The sequence below is a fragment of the Massilia litorea genome, from assembly GCF_015101885.1.
Taxonomy (GTDB): domain Bacteria; phylum Pseudomonadota; class Gammaproteobacteria; order Burkholderiales; family Burkholderiaceae_D; genus Telluria; species Telluria litorea.
The window spans coordinates 1,171,354-1,196,186 of the sequence record NZ_CP062941.1 but is presented as its reverse complement, the minus strand read 5'-3'; the positions used below and the strand labels follow the sequence as shown (position 1 = coordinate 1,196,186).

General features: G+C 62.8%; 20 protein-coding genes. 4 read left to right on the top strand and 16 right to left on the bottom strand.

What is annotated here, in order from left to right; translation table 11 throughout:
• The first annotated feature begins 3 nt into the window (after positions 1–3).
• Entirely contained in the window at positions 4–2,307 is a 2,304-nt protein-coding gene (locus tag LPB04_RS05230; protein ID WP_227496625.1) for a TonB-dependent receptor, read from the top strand.
• Positions 2,308–2,385: 78 nt separating this feature from the next.
• On the opposite strand, the gene LPB04_RS05225 is transcribed toward LPB04_RS05230, so the two are convergent.
• The 10 genes from LPB04_RS05225 to LPB04_RS05180 form a co-directional block, all read right to left on the bottom strand.
• Entirely contained in the window at positions 2,386–4,860 is a 2,475-nt protein-coding gene (locus tag LPB04_RS05225; RefSeq protein WP_193687681.1) for a TonB-dependent receptor plug domain-containing protein, read from the bottom strand.
• Positions 4,861–4,910: 50 nt separating this feature from the next.
• A complete protein-coding gene (locus tag LPB04_RS05220; RefSeq protein WP_193687680.1) occupies positions 4,911–5,405 on the bottom strand; it encodes a RidA family protein in 495 nt (164 codons plus the stop codon).
• A 28-nt stretch (positions 5,406–5,433) separates the two neighbouring features.
• The gene (locus LPB04_RS05215; RefSeq protein ID WP_193687679.1) at positions 5,434–5,832 is read right to left on the bottom strand and encodes a c-type cytochrome; all 399 of its coding nucleotides are present in this window, start codon (positions 5,830–5,832) and stop codon (positions 5,434–5,436) included.
• The gene (locus LPB04_RS05210; RefSeq protein WP_193687678.1) at positions 5,829–7,418 is read right to left on the bottom strand and encodes a flavin monoamine oxidase family protein; all 1,590 of its coding nucleotides are present in this window, start codon (positions 7,416–7,418) and stop codon (positions 5,829–5,831) included. The genes LPB04_RS05215 and LPB04_RS05210 overlap by 4 nt, the downstream gene beginning before the upstream one ends.
• A 416-nt stretch (positions 7,419–7,834) precedes the next feature.
• The gene (locus LPB04_RS05205) at positions 7,835–8,557 is read right to left on the bottom strand and encodes a hypothetical protein (RefSeq protein WP_193687677.1); all 723 of its coding nucleotides are present in this window, start codon (positions 8,555–8,557) and stop codon (positions 7,835–7,837) included.
• Between the two features lie 129 nt (positions 8,558–8,686).
• Positions 8,687–10,189 carry an alpha/beta hydrolase gene (locus LPB04_RS05200; RefSeq protein ID WP_193687676.1) on the bottom strand — a complete coding sequence of 501 codons (1,503 nt, stop codon included), beginning with the start codon at positions 10,187–10,189 and terminating at the stop codon, positions 8,687–8,689.
• A 317-nt stretch (positions 10,190–10,506) separates the two neighbouring features.
• The gene (locus tag LPB04_RS05195) at positions 10,507–11,736 is read right to left on the bottom strand and encodes an ABC transporter permease (protein WP_193687675.1); all 1,230 of its coding nucleotides are present in this window, start codon (positions 11,734–11,736) and stop codon (positions 10,507–10,509) included.
• A complete protein-coding gene (locus tag LPB04_RS05190; RefSeq protein ID WP_193687674.1) occupies positions 11,729–12,463 on the bottom strand; it encodes an ABC transporter ATP-binding protein in 735 nt (244 codons plus the stop codon). The genes LPB04_RS05195 and LPB04_RS05190 overlap by 8 nt, the downstream gene beginning before the upstream one ends.
• Positions 12,460–13,698, bottom strand: coding sequence for an efflux RND transporter periplasmic adaptor subunit (locus tag LPB04_RS05185; RefSeq protein ID WP_193687673.1), 1,239 nt, complete (start codon positions 13,696–13,698; stop codon positions 12,460–12,462). The genes LPB04_RS05190 and LPB04_RS05185 overlap by 4 nt, the downstream gene beginning before the upstream one ends.
• Positions 13,695–14,417 carry a YIP1 family protein gene (locus tag LPB04_RS05180; RefSeq protein WP_193687672.1) on the bottom strand — a complete coding sequence of 241 codons (723 nt, stop codon included), beginning with the start codon at positions 14,415–14,417 and terminating at the stop codon, positions 13,695–13,697. The genes LPB04_RS05185 and LPB04_RS05180 overlap by 4 nt, the downstream gene beginning before the upstream one ends.
• Positions 14,418–14,980: 563 nt before the next feature.
• Here LPB04_RS05180 and LPB04_RS05175 point away from each other — a divergent pair.
• From LPB04_RS05175 to LPB04_RS05165, 3 genes are read left to right on the top strand one after another with little or no spacing between them, the layout of a single operon-like run.
• Positions 14,981–15,847: a HEAT repeat domain-containing protein gene (locus tag LPB04_RS05175; RefSeq protein ID WP_193687671.1), complete on the top strand. Its 867-nt coding sequence runs from the start codon at positions 14,981–14,983 to the stop codon at positions 15,845–15,847.
• The gene (locus tag LPB04_RS05170) at positions 15,847–16,731 is read left to right on the top strand and encodes a hypothetical protein (protein WP_193687670.1); all 885 of its coding nucleotides are present in this window, start codon (positions 15,847–15,849) and stop codon (positions 16,729–16,731) included. Before LPB04_RS05175 ends, LPB04_RS05170 begins: the two co-directional genes overlap by 1 nt.
• Positions 16,732–16,739: 8 nt before the next feature.
• A complete protein-coding gene (locus LPB04_RS05165; protein ID WP_193687669.1) occupies positions 16,740–17,642 on the top strand; it encodes a hypothetical protein in 903 nt (300 codons plus the stop codon).
• A gap of 253 nt (positions 17,643–17,895) precedes the next feature.
• Here LPB04_RS05165 and LPB04_RS05160 read toward each other — a convergent pair whose 3' ends face one another.
• The 6 genes from LPB04_RS05160 to LPB04_RS05135 all read right to left on the bottom strand — a co-directional run bounded on the left by LPB04_RS05160 (position 17,896) and on the right by LPB04_RS05135 (position 24,812).
• Positions 17,896–18,609, bottom strand: a complete 714-nt coding sequence (locus LPB04_RS05160) for a site-2 protease family protein (RefSeq protein ID WP_193687668.1) — start codon at positions 18,607–18,609, stop codon at positions 17,896–17,898.
• Between the two features lie 18 nt (positions 18,610–18,627).
• A complete protein-coding gene (locus LPB04_RS05155) occupies positions 18,628–19,518 on the bottom strand; it encodes a DUF2167 domain-containing protein (RefSeq protein ID WP_193687667.1) in 891 nt (296 codons plus the stop codon).
• Positions 19,519–19,706: 188 nt separating this feature from the next.
• Complete coding sequence (locus tag LPB04_RS05150) at positions 19,707–21,464, bottom strand: extracellular catalytic domain type 1 short-chain-length polyhydroxyalkanoate depolymerase (protein WP_407943877.1); 1,758 nt, start codon at positions 21,462–21,464, stop codon at positions 19,707–19,709.
• Between the two features lie 315 nt (positions 21,465–21,779).
• Positions 21,780–23,777: a DUF885 domain-containing protein gene (locus tag LPB04_RS05145; protein ID WP_193687665.1), complete on the bottom strand. Its 1,998-nt coding sequence runs from the start codon at positions 23,775–23,777 to the stop codon at positions 21,780–21,782.
• An 88-nt stretch (positions 23,778–23,865) separates the two neighbouring features.
• Complete coding sequence (locus tag LPB04_RS05140) at positions 23,866–24,333, bottom strand: hypothetical protein (RefSeq protein ID WP_193687664.1); 468 nt, start codon at positions 24,331–24,333, stop codon at positions 23,866–23,868.
• On the bottom strand, positions 24,330–24,812 hold the full coding sequence (locus LPB04_RS05135) for a hypothetical protein (RefSeq protein WP_193687663.1): 483 nt from the start codon (positions 24,810–24,812) through the stop codon (positions 24,330–24,332). Before LPB04_RS05135 ends, LPB04_RS05140 begins: the two co-directional genes overlap by 4 nt.
• Positions 24,813–24,833 lie beyond the last annotated feature (21 nt).

Below are 24,833 nucleotides of genomic sequence, written 5' to 3'. Positions count from 1 at the left end.
AGCATGAAACGTCCAGGCTCCCGCTTGTCGCTCCCCACTTGCCGCACCCTCATGTTCATGGCTGTCGCCGGCGCCTTCCCGCTGCAGTCCGCGCTGGCGCAGGAGACACCCGCGGCGCAGGAAGCGCCTGCCCCCCAGGCCGACACGAAGAACGGCCAGCGCCTGGACGTCGTGATCGTGACGGCCCAGCGCCGCGCCGAGAACATCAAGGACGTGCCGATGGCGATCACCACGCTCAGCGGCGACAAGCTGGAGGCGGTGACCGCCGGCGGCCAGGACATCCGCTTCCTGGCCGGGCGCTCGCCGAGCCTGAACGTGGAATCCGATTACGGCCGCTCCTTCCCGCGCTTTTATATTCGCGGCCAGGGCAATACCGACTTCGACCTGAACGCATCGCAGCCGGTCGGCCTGGTGGTCGACGACATCGTGCAGGAGAGCCCGATGCTGAAAGGCTTCCCGGTCTTCGACGTCGAGCAGGTCGAGGTCCTGCGCGGCCCGCAGGGCACCCTGTTCGGCCGTAACTCTCCGGCCGGCGTCGTCAAATTCGATTCGGTGAAGCCGGTGTTCCGGACCGAGGGCTATGTCGTCGGCGGCTTCGGCAACTACGGCGCCTTCAACGTCGAAGGCGCCTACAACCTGCCGATCAGCGATACCGTCGCCGCGCGCGTCTCGCTGCAGACGCAGAACCGCGACAACCGCGTGCACAACCCACGTCCGACCGGCACCCGCGACCTGGAAGACTACAGCGACAACGCCGGCCGCATCCAGGTGCTGGTGCAGCCGAATAAACAGTTCAGCGCACTGTTCAACGTCCATGCCCGTGACCTCGACGGCAACGCCACCCTGTTCCGCGCGAACATCATCAAGCAGGGCACGAATAACCTGGTCGACGGTTTCGACTACGGTTCCTATCCGACCGACGGCATCAACGAGCAGACCCTGAAGACCAGGGGCGCCAACATGCGCCTGCGCTGGAACTTCGACCGCGTGACCCTGCACTCGATCACCGGCTACGAGTCGGCCGATTTCTACAGCCGCGCCGACGTCGACGGCGGCTATGGCGCCGTGTACGCGCAGCCGATGGGTCCCGGCTACATTCCGTTCGTGGTGGAGACGGCCGACCTGCTGCCGAACCACAAACAGCTGACCCAGGAGTTCCGCGCCGAGTCGAACGTGCCCGGTCCGCTGCAATGGATCGGCGGCCTGTTCTATTTTAAGGAAGACATCCGGATCGACAGCATCAGCTTCGATTCGCTGGCCCCGGGCAATCCGCAAAATCCGTTCTACGCGACCCAGACCCAGGACACCCGCTCGTGGGCGGCCTTCGGTTCGCTGAACTATTCGGTCTCGGACAAGCTGAAACTGCGCGCCGGCCTGCGCTACACCAGCGACCGCAAGGAATTCTCGGCCAAGCGGGTCGAGGCGACGACGGCCGGCCCGTTCGGCATCAACAGCGACTCGAACAACGTCAGCTGGGATGCAAGCGGCACCTATGCGCTGGACAAGGACACGAATTTGTTCGCGCGCATCGCCACCGGCTACCGCGCACCGAGCATGCAGGGCCGCCTGAACGGCCTTTCGGACCGCCCGTCCTTTGCCGACGCCGAAAAAGCCCTGTCCTACGAGGCCGGCATCAAGCAGGACCTGTTCGACCGCCGCGCCCGCGTCTCGGCCAGCGTGTTCCAGTACCGCGTGAAAGACAAGCAGCTGACCGCCGGCAGCGGCGTGATCAACATGAACCAGTTGATCAATGCCGATAAAGTCACGGGACAGGGCGTCGAACTCGACCTGCAGGCCGTGCTGACCGATTCGCTGCGCATGACCCTGGGCGGCAGCTACAACGATACCGAAATCAAGGATGGCTCGCTGTTCGTCCAGCAGTGCGGCAACTTCGCCAACACGGGCGGGCGCGCCGGCTGCACGGTGACCGACCCTGCCGGTCCCTTCCCGGGCACCGTGCGCATCGACGGCAACCCGATGCCGCGTGCGCCGAAGTGGCAGGCCAACTTCACCTTGCGCTATAGCGTCCCCGTGGGCAATGGCGACTTCTTCGCCTACACCGACTGGGCCTATCGCTCGACCTACAACATGTTCCTGTACGAAGCCAAGGAATATAAGGCGAAGTCCCTGGTCGAAGGCGGCCTGCGCGTCGGCTACAAATGGGGCGACGGCAAATACGAAGTGGCCGCTTTCGCGCGCAACATCACCGACCGCGTGCAAGTGGTTGGCGCCATCGACTTCGACAACCTGACCGGTATCCTGAACGAGCCGCGCACGCTCGGCGCCCAGTTCAAGGTCAATTTCTGATCTGACGTCCCAATGAAAAACCGGCCCGTTCATCGGGCCGGTTTTTTTTATACTGTTTACACCGATCGAACCGGGAACTCAGAATTTAAAGTTCGCGCGTGCGTAGTAATACCCGCCGTTGATCCCGATCGGCGAGAACGAGGGATAGATCGTCACCGCCGAGTTGTCCAGGTTCGCGCGCTGGATCGCCAGCACCTCCGGGTTGATCCCGTCCGGGTATTTATTAAACAGGTTGTTGGCGCCGAGCGCGAGCGTCCAGTTGCTGTTGAATTTATAGGCGACCTCGAGATCGGTCACGGCCAGTTTGCCGATCCCGGTTTTGTAATACGTGCCGCCGCCGTCGGGCGATTGCATCTCCGACGAGCTGCCGTACAGCGCTTCGCGCAGGTTGACCGTCCATGCGCCTGCCTTCCACAAGGCGCCCAGGTTCAGGCGCATCTTCGGCGAGGCCGTTTCGATGTCCGAGATCGCGGTCTGGTCGAGCAGCAGCTGCGGCTGCAGCTGGAGCGGCGCCTGGTTGATCTTCATGACCTTGACCTGGTTGTAGTTGGCCGCCGCCGACCAGTCGACCCGGCCCCAGGCGCCGTAGTTGCTGCTGGTGGTGGCGACCAGTTCCAGGCCGCGGCTGCGGGTGTCGATCGCGTTCGAGAAGATGTTGATGCCGGTTTCGACCACGGTCGGATCGAGCACGTTGCCGTTGGCGAGGATCGCCGCCGTCACCGCCGGCGAATTGACCGCGCCGCCCGAACCGTACAGGGCGCCGCTGCCGACGATGCGGTCGCGGATCTTGATCTGGTAGGCGTCGAGCGTGACGGTGACGCCGGGCGCCGGGTTGAGGACGATACCGGCCGACAGGTTGGTCGATTTTTCCGGCTTCAGGCCGTCGATGCCGACCAGGCGCGCACCGGGCGAATTCGGCGCCAGCTGCACGAAGGCGCTGCGCGGCGAGACGTTGGTGGCCGAATAATAGGATTCGGCCAGGGTCGGCGCCCGAAAACCGTTACTGACCGTGCCGCGCAGGGCAAAGGCGGGAGAGAAATCGTAGCGCGAGGTGAGCTTGCCGACTTTCGCGTTGCCGAAATCGCTGAAGTGTTCATAGCGCGCGGCCAGGTCGACCGTTAAGTCCTTGATCGGCTGCGAGGAGACGTTGACATAGAAGGCTTCGTTGTCGCGGTCATGCTTGCCGGCGTCGGTCAGGAGGAAACCCGGATACGACTGCGAGCCTTCCTTGTAGCGCGAGGCGGGGTCGCCGGCCACGATCTCGTAGGTGTCGCGGCGCTGTTCGAGGCCGATCGCAAAGTTCAGCGGCGCGGCCCAGCCAAGGTCGAACTCGCGGCTGAGGTCGAGGTTGTTGGTCCACTGGCTGGCCTTGAACTGGCCGGCGGCAAACGTCGTCGGCGAGAAGCCGGTATCGGCCAGCAGCGAGACGTTGACGGAATGGTCGACCCCGATCCTGGTCACGTCCTTGCCGTAGGTGCTGGACAGGTCCCACTTCCAGCCGCCCCCAAGACTGCCCTTGACGCCGGCGGTCAGCGCGTAGTCTTTTTCGTCGAAGGTCTCCAAGGGACTGAAACCGAGCGGGTAGGCGCGTGGCACGCGGCTCGGCATGCGGTAGTTTTCGTAGGCGCGCGCGTCTTTCTCGCCGTAGGTCGCGAAGCTGTAGAAGCTGGCGCTGGTGCCCAGGTCGAAGCCGAAGTTCATGGCGGCCACGTGCTGGCGGTACTGGGCGTCGCCCTGGATCCTGTTCAGGTAGGGGTAGCCGGGTGCCCGGGTCAGCTGCGGCTGGGCGGCCAGGGTCGCCGGGTCGGCCACGCGCGGGTCGATCCCGCCGCGGTTACTGAAGCCGTGGTACTTGGTTTCCGCCGTCAGGCTCAGGTAGGCCGTCTCGAAGGGAGACAGGCCGATGTTGGCGCTGCCGTTGCCGGTGTGGCCGCCGCCGTCATAGTAGCCGCCGCCGTTGAGGTTGCCCGACAGGCCGCTGCTGTTCGATTTGAGGATGATGTTGATGACGCCCGCGATCGCGTCCGTCCCGTACTGGGCCGCGGCGCCGTCCTGCAGCACCTCGACGTGATCGATCGCCGCCAGCGGGATGTAGTTCAGGTCGGCCGCGGCCGCGCCCTGGAAGGCGCCGCCCAGCACGGCGAGGTTGGCGGTGCCGTGACGCCGCTTGCCGTTGACCAGCACCAGCGTGTTGTTGGGACTGAGGCCGCGCAGGCGCGCCGACAAGGTCATCGCCGCCATGTCGGAGCCAAAAGCCTGGATCGTGAACGAGGGCAGGTTCTGGCCGAGCGCCTGGCGCAGGTCGGCCTGGCCGGTGCGGTTCAGGGAGGCCGAATCGAGCACCTGGATCGGAGAAGCGCTGTTCTCGACCTTTAAACCGGAGGCGCGGGTGCCGGTGACGATCACGACGCCGGTGGTGGTCAGTCCGGCTTCGGCATTCGGCAGCGCAGGCGCTGGGTCGGCCATGGCGAGCTGCGCTTCCTGGGCATAGGCCGATTGCAGCATGAGGATGGCGACGGCGGCGGCGGTTTTTGTGAGTGTGGCCTTGAGCATGGAATTCCCCTGAATTGGTTGACGACGAATGGCGGACGGCAGCGAGCGATTTATTTTTTTGCGGCGACCACCTCGATCTCGATCAGCCAGCCTGGATTGCTGAGCGCGGCCACCTGGAACACGGCGCGCGCCGGCAGGTTCGGCTGGGCGCCACCGAAGAACTGGGTGTAGCCCTCCATGAAGCCGGCCACGTCGCCTTTGCCGCCCTTGCCTGGGTCGCCGACGATAAACACCTGCATTTTCACCACGTCGCTCATCGATAAACCCATGCCGCCGAGGATGTCCTTGATCTTGTTGAGGACACCGACGGTCTGCTGTTTCGTGTTGCCGAAGGCGGCCAGCGAGTCGGCGGGCGCGTTCTTGTCGACCACCGGCGGCACCTGGCCGCTAATGAAATGGATGGTCGCGTTGGGCGGCAGCGTGACGGCCTGGGCGATCGGGAAGTCGGAGCCGGGAATCTTGTGGCGCACGATGTCCTGGGCGAGTGCCGGCAGGGTCGTTGCGCACAGCAGGGCGGCGAGGAGGGCGTTCAAACGTGTCTTCATGGTGCGTTCCTGATAGGGATAAGAGGGATCAGTGCTTGTTGCTCAGGCGTCCGGTGCCGGCCTGCGCGGCCTGCAGTGAGGCGCGTAGCGCCGCCACCTCGGTATGGGAAAGAGCAGTGGCCTTGTTGCCCCAGCTGCTGCGGGCATAACTGAGCACCTGCGCGATGTCGGCGTCGGACAGGCTGGCGCTGAAATCCGGCATGCCGCCGCGGCCCTTGAGCAGCACGGTCGCGACGTCGGCCGGTGCGCCCTGCACCAGCGTGTTCCCGGCCAGCGCGGGAAAGGCGCCGGGAATGCCCTTGCCGTTGGCCTGGTGGCAGGCGGCGCAGTTCTTCGTGAACAGCGCCTTGCCGTCCATCGCTTGCGCGCCGGCCTTGTGAACAGCGGCGCACAGCAGGGCGCCGAGGATGAGGTGATGGGTCTTCATGCCTGTGCCCTCGCGTGGATGCGTTCGATCTGCTGCCAGCTCGATTCGATGGCGCCGGCCTGCCAGCCCGTCAGGTAACTGAGGTGCTCGCCGGCCAGCAGGATCCGGCCTTCTCCCTCGTTCAGGATCGGGTAGGCCGCCTTGCGGCTTTCGTCGGTCCACTCGGCCCAGCCGCCCAGGTTGTACTGGACGCGGTGCCAGGCCACGGAGAAGGACGATTCGAAGGAGCTGCGGTAGGCCGGGAAGATCTGCTGGCCGGCGCTGAGCGCAAACTCGGCGCGCGCGGGCGGGCTCAAGGCGCTGGTTTCGATCGCGTCGAGCATGTAGTTGTAGTAGCCGAGCAGGACCCCCTTCTGCTTCTGCCAGTTCGACGAGGGCACCGAGATCACATTGATGCCTTTCAGGTCGGTGACGATGTGGCCGCCGTAGATCTGGTCGTCCTCTTCCCAGAAGCGGCGCTTCATCTGCAGGCCGATTTTCCCGACCGGCATATAGGCCACGGCTTTCACCGCGTCCTTGAAGCGCGGCGAGAAATCGGTGTCGATCATGCGCAGCACGGACAAGGGAATCGTGCACAGGCAGTAGTCAGCGTTCAGGGACGACAGCTTGCCGCTGGCGGCGTCCTTGACCGTGACCGTCACCTTGTTCGCGTCCTGGCGGATCGTCTGCACCTCGGCGCCGTAGCGGATGGTGCGTCCCACCTGCTTTTCGAAGGCGCGTGCGATTTGATCCATGCCGCCGACCGGCTGGAACATCGTGTTCTGCATCGGGAAGTCCTGCACCGCGCTGTACACCTTGCCCACCTTCGAGGCGAGCAGATCGCGGAAACCGAGCGGATCGGAGGCCTCGCCGGGACCGGGCAGCATGCCGGCGCCGGGATTGGTTTTATAACCGCGCCCGCTCCTGCCCTTGTAGCGCAGGTCGCCCGCGTCGAGGTGGCCCTCGTTGGCGAGATAGTCGAGCAGCAGCGCCTTGTCGCCGGCATTCAGCTGGGCGTCGAGCTGATCGTTTTTGACGGACTTGGCCAACAGTTCCGCCACATGGCCGCGCAGGTCCGATTTCACCTGGGCGCCGCGCAGGCGCTGCTTCGCCAGCGGTCCGCCCTGTTCGAGATAGATGATGGCGTTGTCGTTCTCGTTGACCATCACCTCGAGCGGCACCTTGAACAGGCGCGTGTAGTGCAGGGTCGATTGGTGGTGCATCGGGATGCGCCACGGGCCGTGGTTGATGTAGTGCCCCTCGTCGAAGCGGCACTCCTGCATCTGGCCGCCCAGCTCCTGCAATTGAAAACCCTTGCGGGCCGTCTGGCAGCGTCCGCCGGCGAAGCTGCGGGCTTCGATCACCTGCACTTCGTAGCCGAGCTTGCCCAGTTCATAGGCCGCCGTCATGCCGGCCAGGCCTGCGCCCAGGATCAGTACTTTTTTCCCCTTGCCGCTGCCGCTCAGCTGCGGCGGTGCGCTCACGCGCGAGGCGATGCCCATGCCCCAGGCGTTCATCGTGTTGAGCAGCAGTGCCGAGCCGCCGACCGCGGCCGCCCGGTACAGAAAATCGCGCCGCGTCCTCATCCCCTTGTCCGAACCCGCCATAGATCACCTCTTTTTGTGTTGTTACGAGGAAATACATAGCAAGCCGCGTGCCAAAATCATGGGCAAGTCGACCCGATCTGCATGAAAAAACAATGTCGTTTCAGGCTCGCGCATTGCATTGCAACACGCAGCCAAACAATGTTTTTACATGGAGATGAGTAGGAAGCATGCAGGCGGCTGGCACGGAGAAAACACTATATTCAGCGGAGCAGACTTTATTTTTCGTCCGCCGGAAAGCACGTGGACAAGCCTTTTGCGCCTGGTCGCCGAACTGAATTGATGCGCCGCACCATTTTGATCCGGCCCGCACCGCGATAGGGTTTTTTTGCCAAAACGCATCACGGAAGAACAAAGCGCCTCCCGACACGCGCAATGCACGTCGGAAGGCTGCCGGGCTGCGTTGGAAAGTAAAAGGATCAGCGGGGGAGAAGGAGGCCGCCGTCGCGGTCGAGCCAGTAGCTGAACTGGCCGTAGGTCGGGGCTGCCTGGGCGCCGGCGCCGAAATAATCGGCCAGCATCTGGCGGTAGGCGCCGCGCCGCGAGAAGGCCTCGTGGGTGGCCGCGTAGCGCAGGGCGGCGGCGCGCATGGTGTCGCGGATGGCGGCGTCGGCATTCATGCCGGCCGCGCCCGATTTACTGGGACGGCCGCGTTTGACGTCGGCGTTGGCGCGCCGCGTCTTCCCCGGTGCGCCCGAGTTGGCATAGTCGGGCAGCAGGGCGTCCGGATGCTGGCCGCGCTCCCAGTAGCGCCGCAGATAGCGGTAGATGGTCGGATGCGAGACGCCATGTTCGGCGCGGCAGGCCGCCACCAGCCGGCCGCGCGTGCGCGTCTGATACACCCCGGGTTCGTCGCGCGTGAGCGCCTGGACGATGGCCCAGGCGCTGTCGCGCAGCGCCAGGTATTTCGGCGGCAGCGTGGCGGCGTCGACGGTCGGGCGATACGGGTCCAGCGGCAGCAAGCGCGCATGCCTTGCCTGCACGTGGCCGATCAGCGTGTCGAGCGAGGCGGCGCAGGGGCTGGCGCCGCGTTCGCCCAGCGCATAGGTGTAGGCCAGGCACCGGGCGGCATCGATCCAGAGGATCCGCAGCGTAAGCGGACGCTCACCGGCGTATTCGAGTAAATCGTTTCGAAGCAGCATACGACGATCCTTTTCTCGTTCAGGTCCCGATCGTACGTACGCAAGTTTCAAGCCAGCCGCCGGGGGACCTCCCCGGGCAAAAAAAGCCGGCCCCGGAAGGCCGGCCTGCAGTGCAGAGACGCGCGCGAATCAGCTCCCGCTGCACTGCGGCAGCGAAGCCCGTACTCGCAGCGTGTTCGCACTGTCGTCGGGGGACGGCGTGTTGTCCGTGAATTTGCAGCCGTACTTCGGATCGGCCACCACCGACGGCGTCAGCACGTCGTCGCCCGCCGGTTTCACGCCTTGCTGCTCCCATTTGACCATCGCCTCGAAGGCCCCCACCTGTTCGGCGATCGTGAAATCGCAGTGGCTGATACCGCGGATCGCACGCTGCACCAGCAGGTTGGAGGTGCCGTTGGCATCGGCGCGGCGTTTATAGATCTGCTCCATTTTAAAGGGCACGTACATGTCGCCCAGGGTGTGGATGGTGACCACCGGGACCTTGATCTGGGCGTTCGTCTTCGGAATCCAGCGCAGGCCGTCGCGGCGCAGGCGGTTCGCCTCGGGCGAGCCTTGCACCCGGTAGATGGCGGCGTTGTACGCCTGCTCCTCGGCACTGAGGGCCGGGTCGGCATCGAGCTGGAAGACGATGTCTTTCGTCGACACCAGGTCCTGGTTGAGGATGCCGTTGACTTTGCCGTCGCGTCCGAACACGCCCCAGACGGTGGCCTGCAGCGGGCCGGCATAGCCGTTGTCGAACATCGGGCGCGCGCCGCCGGTCAGGTTCTGGACGATCTGTTTCAGGCGCAGTCCCTGGGCGGTCGGCACGGCTTGCGCGGTCGGCGTGGCGGCACTCGGGAAGCTGGAGAACAGTTTCGCATTCACCTGCGGTCCGATGGTGGCCCAGTCCGCGACCGGCCAGCTGGTGGCCGGCATGCCGGCTTCCTGCTGGGCGGCGGTCTGGTAGGCGGCGAAATAATCGAACAGTTCCGTGTCGCCGAGGACGCCGCACATCGGCACCGCGCCGTTATAGCGGATCCGGTTGACGGCGGTGGCGATGTTTTCCTCGTCGACGGCGGCGGCCGAGATGTGGCCGCCCATCGACACGCCCATGATGTAGGTTTTAAAGGGGGCCGCCAGGGTCCGGCCGTTCTGGCGCGCGATGCCGACGAAGGCGATGGCGAGGGCGTTCGTGTCTTCCACGCCGGCGCGCACGTCATAGTAATTCTTGCTGTAGCTCGAGGCGGCCCAGGCATAGCCCTGGCTGATCAGGTAGCGCCGGATCGCCGGCGGCGACACCGACAGGTTCGCGCCCTCTCCCGCATAGCCGTGCGCGTACATCACCAGCATGCCGTTCCAGTTCTTCGGCACCTCCACCTGGTAACTCGCATTGTTCAGCACACCCGTCCAGCGGTCCGTCTCGGGCGCGCCGCTGAGTGCCGCCAGGGCCGGCTGGGTCTGGACCACCGAGAACGTGCGTCCGTCCTGCGCGCGGGTCGATTCGGGTTCCGGTGTAAAAGGAATCGGGGTGACCGCTGCCTGCTGCGGCGGCGGCGCGGGATCGTCATCGCTGCCGCAGGCGGACAGGGCGAGGGCCGCCAGCAGCGGCGGTATGAGTCGACGTGCACTGAAAATGCTGAGCTGCTTGTTCATCGATTGTCTCCATAAATTATTGTTTTGCATAGCGAAACCAAGATTTACTATGCGGTTTTATTCTAGAGTTAATCGGAAAGCAATGTAAGCGGAGCATGATCCTGTGGGCACGTTTGCAACGGATTCGCCCGGCATCGTCAGCACGGGCGAAAAAAAACCGGGGCGGTGGCCCCGGTCTTCATCAACGGCGTCTGCCGATGAAAGGTGTCAGCGCGCCGGCCCCAGTTCCGTGTGCAGGCCGTGCACCATCAGGCAGAGAAAGACGATCAGGCCGACATAGAAGGTGCCATAGGTGAACTTGTCCTCGCTGCTGACACTCACTCGTACCTTAAGGCGTCGATCGGGTGTAAATTGGCCGCCTTGGCCGCCGGCATGATGCCGAACACGATCCCGACCACGCTTGAAAAACCGATCGCCATCGCGATCGCCCACCAAGGTACGAAGGCATCCGGGAAGTTCGGGATCATTTTTGCGGCGCCGAATCCCAGCAGATAGCCCAGCCCCAATCCCACCAGGCCGCCGAGCAGAGACAAGGTGGTGGCCTCGATCAGGAACTGCAGCAGGATGTGATGGCGCTGGGCGCCCAGGGCCTTGCAGATGCCGATCTCGCGAGTGCGCTCGGTGACCGAGACCAGCATGATGTTCATGATGCCGATGCCGCCCACCAGCAGCGAAATGCTGACGATGCCCCCCAGGACCATCGTCATCATGCCGATGATGTTTTCGAAGGTTTCGCCCAGCTGGGCCGCGGTCTGCACCTTGAAATCGTTGCGCTGGCCGGGTTTGAGTTTGTGCGCCGTGCGCAGCAGGCCCGTCAAGCGCCCCTGCACGGCCTCGAGCTGCGCGATGTCGTCGACGGTGAAGGTGATGTTGATGTCAAGCTTGGTGTTGTTGCCGGCCATGGCGCTGCCGACCATGAACGGGATCAGGACATAGTCGTCCTTACTAAAGCCGAAGCTTTCGCCCTGCGCCTCGTTCATGCCGATGATCCGGAACCATTCGCCGCCGATCTCGATGAATTTGCCGACCGGGTTTTCCGGCAACTGCAGCTTGTCGCGCACCTTGGGCCCGATCACGCAGACCTTGCGGCGCGACTGGTCGTCGCTGGCGCGGATGAAGCGGCCGTACTCGGGAAACGACTGGCTCGCCTCCTGGTAGGCCGCAGTCACGGCAGTAACGCGTGTAAATGTCGACTGGCCGGCGTGGCGCACGGTGCTGCCGAAGTCGCCGAAGGGGCCGAAGGCGGGCGACACGTTGCTGATGTCGTCGAGGTGGGAAACGATCTTGTCGAAGTCGTTCATGGTCAGCACGTTGCGCTTGCCCTGCATCGCCTCTTCAAAGGGCGTGTCGGCAGCCACGGTCAGGCTGTTGGCGCCGAGGCCCTTGAATTCGCTGCTGATCGAGGCCGACAGGCCCTGGATGATCGACACCACGGCAATGACCGAGGCGACACCGATGATGATGCCCAGCGAAGTGAGGAAGCTGCGCAGGCTGTGGGCACGGATACTCTGCAATGCCGAGCGGAAGCTCTCGATCACGCTAAACATGGGCACCTTCGCACGCGTGGAAGGGCAGGCGCTCGGTATTGATGACGTCACTCAAGACCTTGCCGTCGGCCAGGCGCACGGCGCGCCGGCAATGGGCGGCGATGTCCGGTTCGTGGGTAACGATGACGACGGTCTGGCCTTCCGCATGCAGGGCGTCGAACAGGGACATGATGTCGGCCGCGGTCGAGGAATCGAGGTTGCCGGTCGGCTCGTCGGCCAGCAGGATCGAGGGATCGCTGCACAGGGCGCGGGCAATGGCCACGCGCTGGCGCTGGCCACCCGACAACTGGTTCGGCAGGTGGTCCATGCGCTTTTCCAGGCCGACACGGGCCATGGCCTCTTTCGCGCGCCGCGCCCGCTCGGCCGGGCGGATGCCGCGGTAGATCAGGGGCTGCATGACGTTTTGCAGCGCGGTGGCCCGGGTCAACAGGTTAAAGCTCTGGAAAATGAAGCCGATTTCCTGGTTGCGGGTAATGGCGAGGTCAGTTTCGCTCATGCTGGCCACATCGTGCCCGTTCAGGAAATACTTGCCCGTGGTCGGGGTATCGAGGCAGCCGAGGATATTCATCATGGTCGACTTGCCCGAGCCGGACGAGCCGATGAAGGCGACGTAATCGTTGCGCGCGATCTCCAGGTCGATGCCGTTCAGGGCGGCAATCGTCTCGCCGCCCATCTGGTAATGCTTGGCAATGCCTTGCAGGCGGATCAATGCCGCAACACCGCTCATGTCTTGCTCGTGCCCGTCGTGTCCGTGCTGACGGCGTCGCCGGGCTTCAAGTGGCGCAGGATTTTATATGGGCCGGTGATGACGCCTTCGCCCGCTTTCACGCCGCCCAGGATTTCCTGCTGGCTGTCGTCCGAGACGCCGACGGTGACGACGCGCTTTTCCGCCTTGCCGCCCTTGTTCACGAATACCCAGTGCTCGGTCTTGACTTGTACTTTTTGACGCGACCCCTTTTTCTTGGCCACTTCCGTGTTCTCGTCATTGTTCGACAGCACGGCCTGCAAGGGCAGCGCGAGCGACTTGCCGGAACTGGCGGTGAAGATCTCGGCGCGGCAGGTCATGCCGGGCCGCAGCATCAGCCCCTTGGTGTCGGGCAGCTTGACCTTGACGTTATAGGTGCGCGCCAGCGAGGCGCCGGCCTGCGGCGCGCCCGATGTTTGCTTGGGCGACAGCGGAATGATCGCCACTTCGCCTTTTAATGGCGTGTCCGGATAGGCGGCGGTATGGATCGCCACTTCCTGACCGAGGACGATCTTGCCAATATCGGCTTCGTCGACATTCACCTCGGTCATCATGGTCGAGGTGTTGGCAATTGTCATCAGGCTCGAGCCGGCGATCGCAACCTGGCTGGCGACCGCCGTTTCGCCGACCTTGATGTCGAGCGCGGTAATGGTGCCGCCGATCGGGGATCGGATCGTGGTCTTGGCCAGCCGTTCGTTCGACTGCTTCAGGATGGCCGAAGCCTGTTCCAGGCGCGAGCGGCTGTTGCGCAGCTCGATGCGCGCGGCATCGACCGCGAAACGGGCGTCCTCGATGACGGCATCCGAGATCATCTTGACGCGGTGCAGTTCGGTCTTGCGTCTGAGCTGGTTTTCCTGGTTCGCCAGGTTCAGCTGTTGCTGCTCGATATTGATGCGCTGCTGCTTGACGGCCGCTTCTTGCTGGGCCACTTCTGCCCGGTAACTCTGATCGTCCAGGTGCAGCAGCAAATCACCCTTGGCAACCTGCTGGCCTTCCTTCACGAAGATGGTGCTGACCTTGCCGATCACTTCCGGGGACAGCAATACCTGCTCCTCATAGAGCAGGTGGCCGGAGGCGAGTACCGAGGATTTGATATCGCGATAGGCAATTTTTTCGACGTCCACAGCGCGCGCCGGTTCGGCCCGCGTGAGCTTCATGGCAATGGGGACGCAAAAGATCGCGGCCAGCACGATCCCGAGGATGTGCTGCTTTTTCATGCAAGTTTGCTCATGCCATAGGCGAACAGTGCGCCATAAACCAGGACATGGGGAATCAGCACGACCATGATCGCGGTCGAGCGCTTCACCTTGGCCCACGTCTGGAAGCCGATCACCAGCAGGAACATGCTCCAGAAGGTCGTCAGGCTCAGGCCATCCATGAGGCCGGAGAGCGGGTGGGCCATGTCGTAGTGAAACAGCAGGCTGTTAAGCGAGATGGGATTGAGTTCGGACATGCCCAGTTGCCCATTTGAGGCCATCAGGATTTGCATGGCGCCCAGAGGGAACAGCAGCACGCTGGGCACGCCGGACCAGGCCGCCAGGGCGAAACTCTTCGAAAACGACATCCCGTGCGACAGGGATTTGGAGACGATCATGAGGTAGACGCCCATGACCACGAAAAACAAGGGCAGTCCGATCAGCGTCGTGCCGAGGGTGGAACCAAGCATCATGTTCTTGGACATCACCTTGGCGGCCTGCTCACGCTGTTCGGCCGACTTCATTCCGGCCAGCATCTGGTCGAGGAGCCAGCTGAAATCGACCGTCGAGAAATACCAGAACATCAGCACGCCTGTCGTCACCATCAGGATGACCAGCGGGAACCAGCCCTTTGGCTTATGTTCCATTTTTTGGAAAGTACGGCTTGGCTCGTAAAACATGCTGGTGAAGGCGCCGGCTGGCGAAGCGCTGGCGATCGGTGCGTTATTGGTCAGTTCCATTTTAGTCTCCCTAGTAACAGTATCTCAGGCGCGGCGCGGAAGAGAATAGCAGGAAAAGAAAGTTTTGCACATTAAAAGCCGGGAATTCGGAAGTCGCTGCGCCCCCGGGGGAAGCGCCTGCAAGGCAGCGGTTGTCCGATGTAAGTTATCGATAGGTTTGGGTGCAGGGCGGCGCTGGAATTCTCACTAATAATTACGCCGAATACCCATCGCGCATATTTCCGGTATTAAAAAAAGCGTTGCTTCTTGAAACGAAGAGGATCGTGCCGGGTCGTTATTTGCGCGCATTATGCAGGATAAATATCACCGAAATTCACACCGAAAAAATTGATTTAATTTTCTTGACACGCATATTTTCGATCAATAGACTTTGTTTTGCGTTGATGCGCAATCAAATAAACAATCCGGAGATAAAATGAAAAAAGCAATCGAAGTGTGCGATCTCGAAACCGTTGTTCTTCCAGCAGGTGCCGAAGGCTCTACTAAGCTCATGACTGCAGCGATGGTGATCATCGTTGTCTACGTCGCAAAGTAACTTAATACAATCCAAGTAATCTAATCGATTGACGCATCAACGTGTTTTTAGCTATATGAATATCTTTTCAGATTATGTCGTCGAATTTCCTCTTATTAGCGCTATTATTCGTAGTGCAAGAGATGCCGTTGCCGCCAATAAGTCGCTTTCCGTTGTGGACGAGGAGCTGAAGCGTTTCCTTTGCAGCGACGAGCCCGTGCTCATCATGAACAAATGTGTTGCCGAGCTGGCTGCGAATCCCGACGCGGACCCGCCCTTCATGACGGATGGCCACATCATGCTCTGCAACGACTTCGGCGGACTTGCCGTTGCAATCGGGCGTACAGAGGCCGCAACTTCCCAATCGCCACTCTATTCGTCGACGTCCGAAGCCTTGCTCGGATGCTTGTCCAGCGAGGGCTTTTCCTATCGTTTTCACGACATCCCCGCTGACTGGAACCCGGAAGTATTTTCCCTGGAGACGAGGCTAGGGGCGCCGCAGCAGCGTCATTGCGCCTGGGGAGAGACCGTACTGGCTCCGCCCACGAGTGTCTTCGACTATGCGTCGAGCGGATCGCTGGTATTGAAAATCGTTGCGCCGTCCAAGGTGGGACTCATGTGGGAATTCAGCCGTGCCGACCTGACAGCGATGCGGGTGCACGCAGCCACATTGCAATCGACGACTGTTTCCTTCATCCTGCGTTTCCTCTCCAAATACGGAAACCAGGACAGCGTTGGCGCCATCAGCCATCTGGTGACGCATCCATTTCACCATGTCCGTTGGGACGTGGCCAAGGCACTCGGTCAATGTGATGTCGAAGCACTTTCCATCGTGCTCGACAAGTTAAAAGACGACCCGCATCCCCACGTCAGGGCGGCCTCGCAGAAAACGCTTGCACAAATGGGAGACGCATAATGGCCTTCACTTCTTTCTGTAAAAATGACAAGATTGTTTCTACTGAAGAGCTTGTCGATTATATCGATGCGAATATCGACGTGTGCGACGATGAGAGTCTTTTTTCTTCAGCAGAAATGCTGCAGGGACTGGCAAACAATAAGCAAGCCCTGATCGGGATTTTTAATCGCGATCTTATGAAATACAATAGCAGCACGGGGGCATCTTATTCGCAAGCGTCGACCGTGATGGGAACTGGCAGGAAACAGCCGTTTATTATCCGGGCGAATATGTGGCCTCCCGCCGGCGACTCCTCCGTGCGCACGATCGAAGAGGCATTGTTTTCATATGAGCTGCCACACGACCATAATTTCAGTTTTTTAACTGCGAATTATTTTGGTCCGGGTTATGTGACGGATATCTGGGAATGCATCGACCCCGCATCGGTACGCGGTTATTCCGGCGAACACGTGCCCTTGAATTTCCTTGAACGCACAAGGCTCGAGCCGGGAAAGCAGATGCTGTTTCGGCGGCAGCGCGACATTCACACGCAGCACTCTCCGGAGGAGTATTCTGTTTCCTTGAATGTACTCGTCGTCTCCGACCGGGACCGGTTAAGTGACCAGTACGAATACGACGTGGAAAACCAGCGCATTGCTGGTTTCCCCGCCGGTACCATCTCATCCAGGAGAGCGTTCTTCATTGGGCTGGCCGGCAGCTTGGGTAACGAGAATACAGCGGACATTCTGCTGACAATTGCTGAGAAACACCCGTGTCAGAGGACGCGAGCTGCCGCGTTGTCGAGCGCCATCAAGATAGATCCGGAAATGCAAGGTTTGCTTCCCGCAGCGATCAGGGACGACAAGTCCCAGTTTATTCAGGATATTGTGCGAAAGAACGTATAAAGATGAGGATGGCCGAGACAAAATTAGGTTGGGAACGGATATTTGCCCTGGCGCTAGTGGTGCATGTTGCGGGAACCGTCACGCGCTGGTGTTTCCCGGAACTGCTCACCAAGAGCCAGATATGGGCTCTGGCGGCGGGCGTGCTCGTTCTGAAAATTCTCATCGGTTTTCCGGAAGCGCTCCGGTGCTATGCCCAGGCACGCCGAAACGGCGCGTCGACTGTGGAAGGGGTGCGTAATCTGGTGCCGGCAGAGCTCATCGGCCTGTTCCGTCTCGAACGTGCGACACAGCGTGGCTTCGTGACCTGGTTGCGCCGCAGGCCGCCGGCGACGACCGGAATCGCCGGTCAAAGCTTCGAATACTACCAAGGCAGTCAATACGCGACGATCTTCCTCATCGCGATGCTGTGTTGCGTGACCGAAGTGCCGCTTTCCTATCTGCTGATGGGTATTATATTGAACGATCCGGTGGCGGCGCAGTATGCCCATTGGGCCTTGCTCGCAACGGTGGCCTATACGATGGTCCTGATGCTGGGGGACCGGTATCTGGTGAAGCACACGCGCCACGTACTGGCGCCGCAGCGCCTGCATTTATCAGTCGGTGCCCGTTTCCACGCCCAGATTCCGTGGGAGGCCGTCGAAACTGCCTATCCTGTCCAGATTGCGAAGGAACTCTCGGAAGCCAAAAGGGCATGGCTGCGGCGTAGCGGATTCGATCCGTTGGAAACCGTGGTCTGTACCCCGGTCGACGTACCGAATGTCGCGTTGGTGCTGAAGAAATCAATACCGGTAAAAATCGAGAAATACCAGATTGCGCAGCAGGATGTGCGTTATGTCCTCGTCTACGTTGACGAACCGGGGACCTTCGTCCAGGCTGTGCGAAATCGTCTCGATGCCCAGCAAATAGCGTGAGCCGGCGCGCGACGGCGTAAATCGATGGTCACCCTCTTTTTGCATGTGAAAGCTGTGCTTGCCGAGATGAATGCCGATGAGCGTAAGGTCTTGCATGATGGTCTCCATCCAGAAAGAACAACACCCTACAAGTCTGGTAACTCGTAGGGTGGAAGGATGACCATCTCATGAAAACCGGGCTTGCGCCCGGCACAGCTCACACCTCTCACCTCATGGGCAATTGCCGATCGGAAGCGGTCCTGGGTGAGAGGTGTCAGCGCGCCGGCCCCAGTTCCGTGTGCAGGCCGTGCACCATCAGGCAGAGAAAGACGATCAGGCCGACATAGAAGGCGCCATAGGTGAACTTGTCCTCGCTGCTCACCGCGTAGTAGGCCTGGTTGCCGGCGGCGGCCGGATCCCAGTTCCAGGCCGCCTTCAGTTGCGGCAGCGCGAGGATGACGATCAGGATCAGGATCGGGCTCGGGCGCCAGAAGAAGGCCGCCGCCAGCACCGGCACGCCCAGCAGCCACAGGCGCGGAGACAGTATGGCCGTGATGCGCCCGCCATCGAGAGGAGAGATCGGAATCAGATTGAACAGGTTCAGGAAGCAGCCGGCATACGCCAGGGCCAGCAGCAAGCGGCTGTCGAACTCGCGCGCCAGCGCGTAACACGCCAGCGCGGCGACGGTACCGGCGACCGGCCCGGCAATGCCGACATAGGCTTCGGTCTCGACGTCCTTCGGCAGCTCCTTCATCTCGATCCAGGCGCCGACGAAGGGAATGAAAGTCGGGAGACCGACCGGCAGGCCGCGCTGGCGGGCCGCGAGAAAATGGCCCATCTCGTGGCAGAACAGCAGGGCCACGAAACCCAGCGCATACCACCAGCCGTAGACGAAGGCATAGGCCAGCACGGACAGCAGCATCGTCCCGCCGCTGGTGAGCAGCTTGCCGAGCTTGCCGGCGCTGAGGAGGAGCAGGAGCAGTTTCACGCGTGCCGCCTTGCGCTCTCAGGTCTCGCTGCGCTTGAAGAATTTGCGGGCGCCGGCCACCAGGCCGAAGGCGGCGATGGCGATCAGCTTGGCGAACTTGGCGAAAAAGGCCGCCATCACCGCGAACAGGCCCAGCTTCTTGACGGCGACGCCCGTCACCAGGGCCGCGATGCCGTATTCCGCCACCTTGTCGGTCGAGGAATTGAAGTCGGCATAGGTCTTGCCCGGATTGAAGCTGGTCTGGGCCAGCAGGGTCTGAGCGAAGGGTTTATTGGCCGCCAGCGCATCGAAGCCGGACACCAGGTTCATCGACAGATAGCCTTCGCGGCCCAATACATAGGTGTTGTAGTTGGCGCCGTGTTCCCCATTGGCCGTGCCCTTGTCTTTGGTTTCGATCGACCACACCAGCCGGTGCGCGCCCTTGTCGTAGCTGGGCTTCTGGTTCCAGCCGACGATCTCCATCTCGGTCAGGCCGCGCGCCTGGCGCTCCTTGTTGTTTTCTTCGGTGCCTTCCTTCAGACCGCTGAGCAGTTCGTCCGCCTTCCACTCGGCCGCTTCGTCATCCTTGATATAGCCGGCGTCGATATAGCGCGGGACCACGAAGCTGTCGCTGTCGGGCGGGATGATGATGCCGAGGCGGGTGGGGTCTTCGCCATTGCCCATTGCCTTGAGCAGCTGGCCTGCCTGCGGCTGCGGAATGAAGGAATAACCCTGCGGGAGTTTCAGCTTCGCCTGGCTGCCCAGGGCAATCTCGGAGGGACCGGATTGCGAAGCGGCCCTGGCTGCGGCCAGCGCCGTGTTCATTTCCGCTTCCTGGTCGATCCTGGCCGCTTGCGCGGGGCTGGTACCGAAGGCGAGCGTGCCGGCAAGGACAGCGGCGCAGGTGCGTGCAAACAGAGCAGTCTTCATGACTTCCTCATGGCTGGCCGGCGACAGCACCGGCGGTGGGGGAAAAAAGCTGCCGCTATTTTAAGCGCCGGAGCGATGGAAAATTCTCACCAATTGTTGCCTTGGTGAAAAATTTATTGAGATGGATCGAGGAGAAAGGCGAAAAAAAACCGGGGCAGCGGCCCCGGCAAAGTCCTGCACCTGATCGATTACGGGCAGTTTCCGATGATGTAGTAGCCGCTCGATGTCTGCGCCAGCGTGGCCGTATAAAACGTGTTGTCCAGGCCCATGTTCTGGTTCGAGCCGTTCGCCAGCGCATAGCCGCCGCTGTCGTGGGCACGCCCGGCCTGCACGTGCGCGTAATTGCTGGCGGTGGTCGCGGTGCAGACGAAGCCCGAGCTGGTGCTGCCGGTGACGCTGCCTGAGCGCGCGCTTTCGACGCCGCCGTTGCCGAGAGAAGAGACCTGGTAGCTGTAGCTGGTCGACGCCGCCAGGCCGGTGTCGGTATAGCCGGTGGCGGTGAGCGCCGCCGCATTGACTTTGACGCCGTTGCGATACAGGTTGTAGCCGGTGGCGCCGTTGACCGCGTTCCAGGACAGGGCGATGCTGCTGGCCGTACTGGCCCCGACCGCCAGGCCGCCCGGTGGCTGCAGGGCCGGCGCGGTACCGACCAGGAACTGGGAGATCGTGCAAGCGCTTGAGGTCAGCCCGGTGGCGCTGTCGGTCGCGGTCACGCTGCCGCTGTAGTAGCCGTCGGCGCGTGCCGTGTAGGCTTTCGTAAAACTCGCGCCGCTGCCGGCGGCCGCGTCGTCGACCGGCGTCGGGCCATTCAGGACCACCCGGTAGCTGCCAATGGTGCCGCTGGTGCTGGTGCCCGCGCCGTTCACCGTCACGGTGGAACCGGAGACGCTGGCGCTGCAGGAGTTCATCGTCGGCGCCGCCGCGCGCGCCGCGCGCAGGTTGTTCCTGAACCAGAAGTCCATCACGAAGGATGGGTAGTTGACCTTGGTCGCATCGACGTAATTGCTGTTCTGGCCACCCGTGCCGGCCGGCCAGGCGTGGCCCATGCCGGTCACCGTGATCTCCGAGGTGCGCACTTTGCCGTTGGCGTCCGTATAGGGGAGGTTGCTGCCGCCGGTCGCTACGCTGACGGCAGCGCCTTTCGTCAACGTGCCGCCGTAGACGATGCGCATCGCCGCCGCGTCGAGCGGACCGTAGCCCTGCGCCACCGTGTAGTCGCTGGTGCCCCAGATGACGCCCGCCACCTGCGTCGCGAATTCGGAGACGCTGGTGCCGGCCAGGTTTTTGCAGTTGTTCGCGGCGGTGGTGGCCGTGTAGCCGGAGGGAACGGCGCCGATCTGGGTCGTGGACACTCCCGGCGGCGGGCCGGCGTTGATGCCGACGCCGGCAAAGATGTCGGGCGCGAGACAACCCATCACCATGGTCTGGGCGCCGCCCGAAGACAGGCCGGCGACGTACACCTGCTTCGGATCGATCGCGTACTGCGGGTTGCTGACGAAACGGTTGATCAGGTCGAGCAGGATCCCTGAGTGGCCGGTGGTGCGGCTGTGGGTGCTTTTGGCCCAGTCCCAGCAGTGCGATCCATAGAGGTTGCCGGTGGCGTTCGGCGCCAGGATCACGGCGCCGTACTGGTCGGCCACGCCTTTCCAGTTGTAGCCCTTGTCGGTGCCGCTGTCGATGACGTCGCCGGCGGCCGTTTGCGCGCAGCCGTGCAGCACCAGCACCAGGGCGCGCTTGCCGGCCAAGGTGGGGTTGGTGGCGGGCCAGTAGTAGTAGCCGGTGAGGGCGCCGCCGTTGACGGTGTCGGTGGCCCAGGTCTGGTTACTGCTCCAGGTGCCGGGACCGGCCTGTACTTGCGCCTGGGCGGCTGCCCAGGGAAGCAATGCGGCGAGGAAGACGGCCCGGCGGGCGGCCTGTTGAAACGAACTTGCCATTGAAGCCTCCATTGCGTTGCGTGGTGCACTGCGAAAAACCCGGACCTGCGCGGACGCGACGGCGTGATGCGCCGGCCGGATGGATGACGGAAAAGCAGGCAGCTGCGAATGAACGCTAGGAGCTAGGCGAGGAATGAAGGGTCATGGCTGGTCTCCGCTGTCGGTATCGTTGTTATGTATGCGACGGGAAGTCGCCAACTTATTCTAGACCTCGGGACAAGGCGCACAAGCGGCGCGCAGGCACGCCGTTTGTGCGGTTTTGCACAGCATTGGTGCGGGCATAAAAAAACCGGAGCCGCGGCTCCGGTTGTGCGATCGCCCGTGCGATCAATCGCGCATCAGTTCCGCGATCATCTTGACGGGCGCGTTGCCGTAGCTGAGGAACTGGTCGTGGAACTGCTTCTGGTTGAAGCGCTCGCCCAGCTGCTGGCGCCGCTGCTCGCGCAGTTCCATGATCTCCGCATAGCCGCTGAAATAGCTGGTCAGCTGCACCGAGGACAGCTGCACGCGGCGCCATTTCTCGACCGCTTCCTGGCGCGTCTGGAAGGCCTGGCGCGTGAGCAGATCCAGCGCTTCTTCGCGCCCCATGCCGTTCACGTGCACCGAGTAGTCGAGGATGGTGTTGGTGACGCTTCTCAGGTTCCATTTCGAGTACATCAGCCACATCTCGGGCGCGTTGCCGCCGTAGCCCGATTCGAGCATCATGCGCTCGCCGTACACGGCCCAGCCCTCGACCATCGCGCCATTTCCGAACAGGGACTTCACCAGCGACGGCGACCGGTTCGCATGCACCAGCTGGGCATAGTGGCCGGGGATCGCCTCGTGGATGTTCAGGATCTGCAGGATCCATTCGTTGTACTCGCGCAGGCTGCTCTCGGCCTGCTCGGCAGACAAGCCATCCAGCGGCGTGACGTTGTAATAGGTCTTGTCCTTCGGCCGGTACGGGCCCGGCGCGTCGATGCTGGCGCCGGCCACGCCGCGCTGGTACATCGGGGTCTCGCGCACTTCGAGCGGCTTGTCCGGGTCGAGCGTGAGCAGATCGTTCTTGATCACCCAGTCCTGCAGCTGCGGGATTTGCCTGCGGATCTCGGGGAAGAAGTTTTCGCGGGCGACGTGGCGGGCGGACAGCCTGTCGATCAGCATGCCGATCTTCTGGAAGCGGTCGTTCGGCTTCGTCTTGTCGGCCATGTAGCGCGGCCAGAGTTCGTCCGAGATCGCGTTCATGCGCGTCAGGAGTTCCTCGCGCGCGGCGAGCGCCTTGCGGTAGGTTTGCTCGGCGCTGCTGGCCGACTGGATCTCGAGCGCGAACTTCTGCTCATACAAGGCCTTGCCCAACCTGAACGGGCGCGCCTTGCCGCTTGCCGCCTGCGTCTTTTCCAGGTTCGTCAAAAAGTCGACATAGCCGAGCACTGCGCTACCGGCATTCGCGATGCGCTGGGCGAAGATCGCCTTTTCCTGCGCATTCAGGATCGAGCCTTGCACGGCAAGGCCGAGGTCGGCCAGTACCACCAGGGTGCCCGGGGCCTGCGCGATTGCCAGCTGCGTGTGTTCGCGCGTCGGGTTGACGATGCTCGCTTGCGCCGCCTGGTAATAGGCGGGCACATTGGCCAGGCGTTTCAGGATGGTGCGCAGGCGCTGCGGCTTGGCCGCGTAATCGGTATTCGCGATCAGGTCGAGCGGCTGGGCGATGTTGTAGAGCGCCGGGTTCCACTCGAATTCGCGCAGCGTCGTCAAACGCCAGCGGTCGGTCTCGAGCTTGTTGATCAGGAGGGCGAGGTCGGTGCGCTGGCGCGGCGACAGTTGACGGGTGTCGATCTTGCGGAATTTGTCCAGCCACTCGTCGGCGAAGGCGAGCTTTTTCGCGCGCGTCGCATCGTCGGGGATGGTCAGGTTGGCGGCGGCGTCGAACTTGCCGACCGCAATCCCGCCTTCCGGATCGACGCGCCAGAGCGCCGTCAGGTACTGCATGGCGAGGGCGTCGGCGCGGCGGTCGAGGCGCTTCTCGTTCGCTGCGGGGGCCTGCACCTGCTCGCGCGCGGGCGCCGCAGCCACGGCTGCGGTGGCGGCAGCGACGGTAGCGGCAACAGCGGCCTTGCCCGCAACGGCCTTGCCGGCAACGGCTTTGCCGGCAACGGCTTTGCCGTTGCTGCCCTTGGCTGGTTTGCCCTTCGCCTTGGCGACGGGTGCGGCGGCGCGCTTGGCGGATGCCTTCGATTGGACGACCTTGGCCGCTTTCGGCTTCGAGGTCTTGGCTGGCTTGGCGCTGGCCGGCGCCAGCGCGAGGCTGGCGATCATGGCTGCCAGCGCGAGTTTCGTTTTCATCATCGTATTCGGCCCGTAAAGATGGAGATGTCGCGTTTGCGCGCAGCTGCTTCCGCCCTGCGCGCAAACGCGGCAGCGCGCCAGATTAGCATTATTCGCGTGGATTGCGCGTCCGCGGCTTTGTAACAAATGTTGGCCCGAGCGCGGCCAGCGCCGCATCCAGGCCGATCGACTTTGCCTCTTCCATGACGCTGGCGGGCAGCCAGCCGGGGAAGGGCGTCTCGGTGTTTTCATGGTGGCCGCGCGCACTGTGCTCCTGGCGCACCCGCGCGAGCAGCGCCGCATCGAAGGCCGGCGCGGCCGCCGCCAGCGCCGGCCACAGGCGCCGGTGCACGAGCGTGACCTTCTTGTCGACCAGGCGGCAGACGAGGATGTCAGGGTCATGGCTCACCGTCTCCAGCACCGCGAAGATCTGCTTGCCCTGCGGGTGACCCCACCAGCTGCCGCGAATGGCCTCGCCCGCGATCGCATGGGTCAGCGTCGGCACCGGCCCGCGCGCCGAGGCCAGCACGACGCCATGTTCGCGCACGAAAGCCAGCGCCGCCGCCGCGTCCATCAATCGACCACGCCTGCCCGGATCAGGGCCTGGTGACGTGCGTTGACGACGGCGACCGCCTCCTTGCCGCGCGCGATATTCGTCAGCACGATCTCGCTGTCCTTGGTGAAGCGGTGGCCGATGCGCACCGTGTACGAGCGCGTGGCCCAGCTGGTAAAGCCGTTCATGAAAGTCGCTTCATCCATGTCGCGCCACTTCACGCCGGAGACGCCCTTCTTCCAGGGCAGTACGCCCGCGTGCACCCAGACCCCGAGGTCGTCCATGTAGAGCTGCACGCTGCGCACCAGCAGGAATTCGTAGCCGACCACGAGCGCCGACAGGATCAGCACCGCGAGCGCCGCCAGCTCGTGCCAGAGGAAGGCGAGCGGCAGCAGCACGCCGAACAGGACGATCGCCAGCGCCAGCACGCCGGCATAGGCCAGCCAGGATTTCATACCGATGACGTCGGCCTTCGACAGGGCGGGCGCGTTCTGTTCTTCCATGGAGGTGTTCCGTTACAAAAG

What these genes read in the sequence shown, in the direction of transcription:
- LPB04_RS05230 (WP_227496625.1), top strand. Translation starts at nt 4, where the DNA reads ATGAAACGTCCAGGCTCCCGCTTGTCGCTCCCCACTTGCCGCACCCTC.
- LPB04_RS05225 (WP_193687681.1), bottom strand. Translation starts at nt 4,860, where the DNA reads ATGCTCAAGGCCACACTCACAAAAACCGCCGCCGCCGTCGCCATCCTC.
- LPB04_RS05220 (WP_193687680.1), bottom strand. Translation starts at nt 5,405, where the DNA reads ATGAAGACACGTTTGAACGCCCTCCTCGCCGCCCTGCTGTGCGCAACG.
- LPB04_RS05215 (WP_193687679.1), bottom strand. Translation starts at nt 5,832, where the DNA reads ATGAAGACCCATCACCTCATCCTCGGCGCCCTGCTGTGCGCCGCTGTT.
- LPB04_RS05210 (WP_193687678.1), bottom strand. Translation starts at nt 7,418, where the DNA reads ATGGCGGGTTCGGACAAGGGGATGAGGACGCGGCGCGATTTTCTGTAC.
- LPB04_RS05205 (WP_193687677.1), bottom strand. Translation starts at nt 8,557, where the DNA reads ATGCTGCTTCGAAACGATTTACTCGAATACGCCGGTGAGCGTCCGCTT.
- LPB04_RS05200 (WP_193687676.1), bottom strand. Translation starts at nt 10,189, where the DNA reads ATGAACAAGCAGCTCAGCATTTTCAGTGCACGTCGACTCATACCGCCG.
- LPB04_RS05195 (WP_193687675.1), bottom strand. Translation starts at nt 11,736, where the DNA reads ATGTTTAGCGTGATCGAGAGCTTCCGCTCGGCATTGCAGAGTATCCGT.
- LPB04_RS05190 (WP_193687674.1), bottom strand. Translation starts at nt 12,463, where the DNA reads ATGAGCGGTGTTGCGGCATTGATCCGCCTGCAAGGCATTGCCAAGCAT.
- LPB04_RS05185 (WP_193687673.1), bottom strand. Translation starts at nt 13,698, where the DNA reads ATGAAAAAGCAGCACATCCTCGGGATCGTGCTGGCCGCGATCTTTTGC.
- LPB04_RS05180 (WP_193687672.1), bottom strand. Translation starts at nt 14,417, where the DNA reads ATGGAACTGACCAATAACGCACCGATCGCCAGCGCTTCGCCAGCCGGC.
- LPB04_RS05170 (WP_193687670.1), top strand. Translation starts at nt 15,847, where the DNA reads ATGGCCTTCACTTCTTTCTGTAAAAATGACAAGATTGTTTCTACTGAA.
- LPB04_RS05165 (WP_193687669.1), top strand. Translation starts at nt 16,740, where the DNA reads ATGGCCGAGACAAAATTAGGTTGGGAACGGATATTTGCCCTGGCGCTA.
- LPB04_RS05155 (WP_193687667.1), bottom strand. Translation starts at nt 19,518, where the DNA reads ATGAAGACTGCTCTGTTTGCACGCACCTGCGCCGCTGTCCTTGCCGGC.
- LPB04_RS05150 (WP_407943877.1), bottom strand. Translation starts at nt 21,464, where the DNA reads ATGGAGGCTTCAATGGCAAGTTCGTTTCAACAGGCCGCCCGCCGGGCC.
- LPB04_RS05145 (WP_193687665.1), bottom strand. Translation starts at nt 23,777, where the DNA reads ATGATGAAAACGAAACTCGCGCTGGCAGCCATGATCGCCAGCCTCGCG.
- LPB04_RS05135 (WP_193687663.1), bottom strand. Translation starts at nt 24,812, where the DNA reads ATGGAAGAACAGAACGCGCCCGCCCTGTCGAAGGCCGACGTCATCGGT.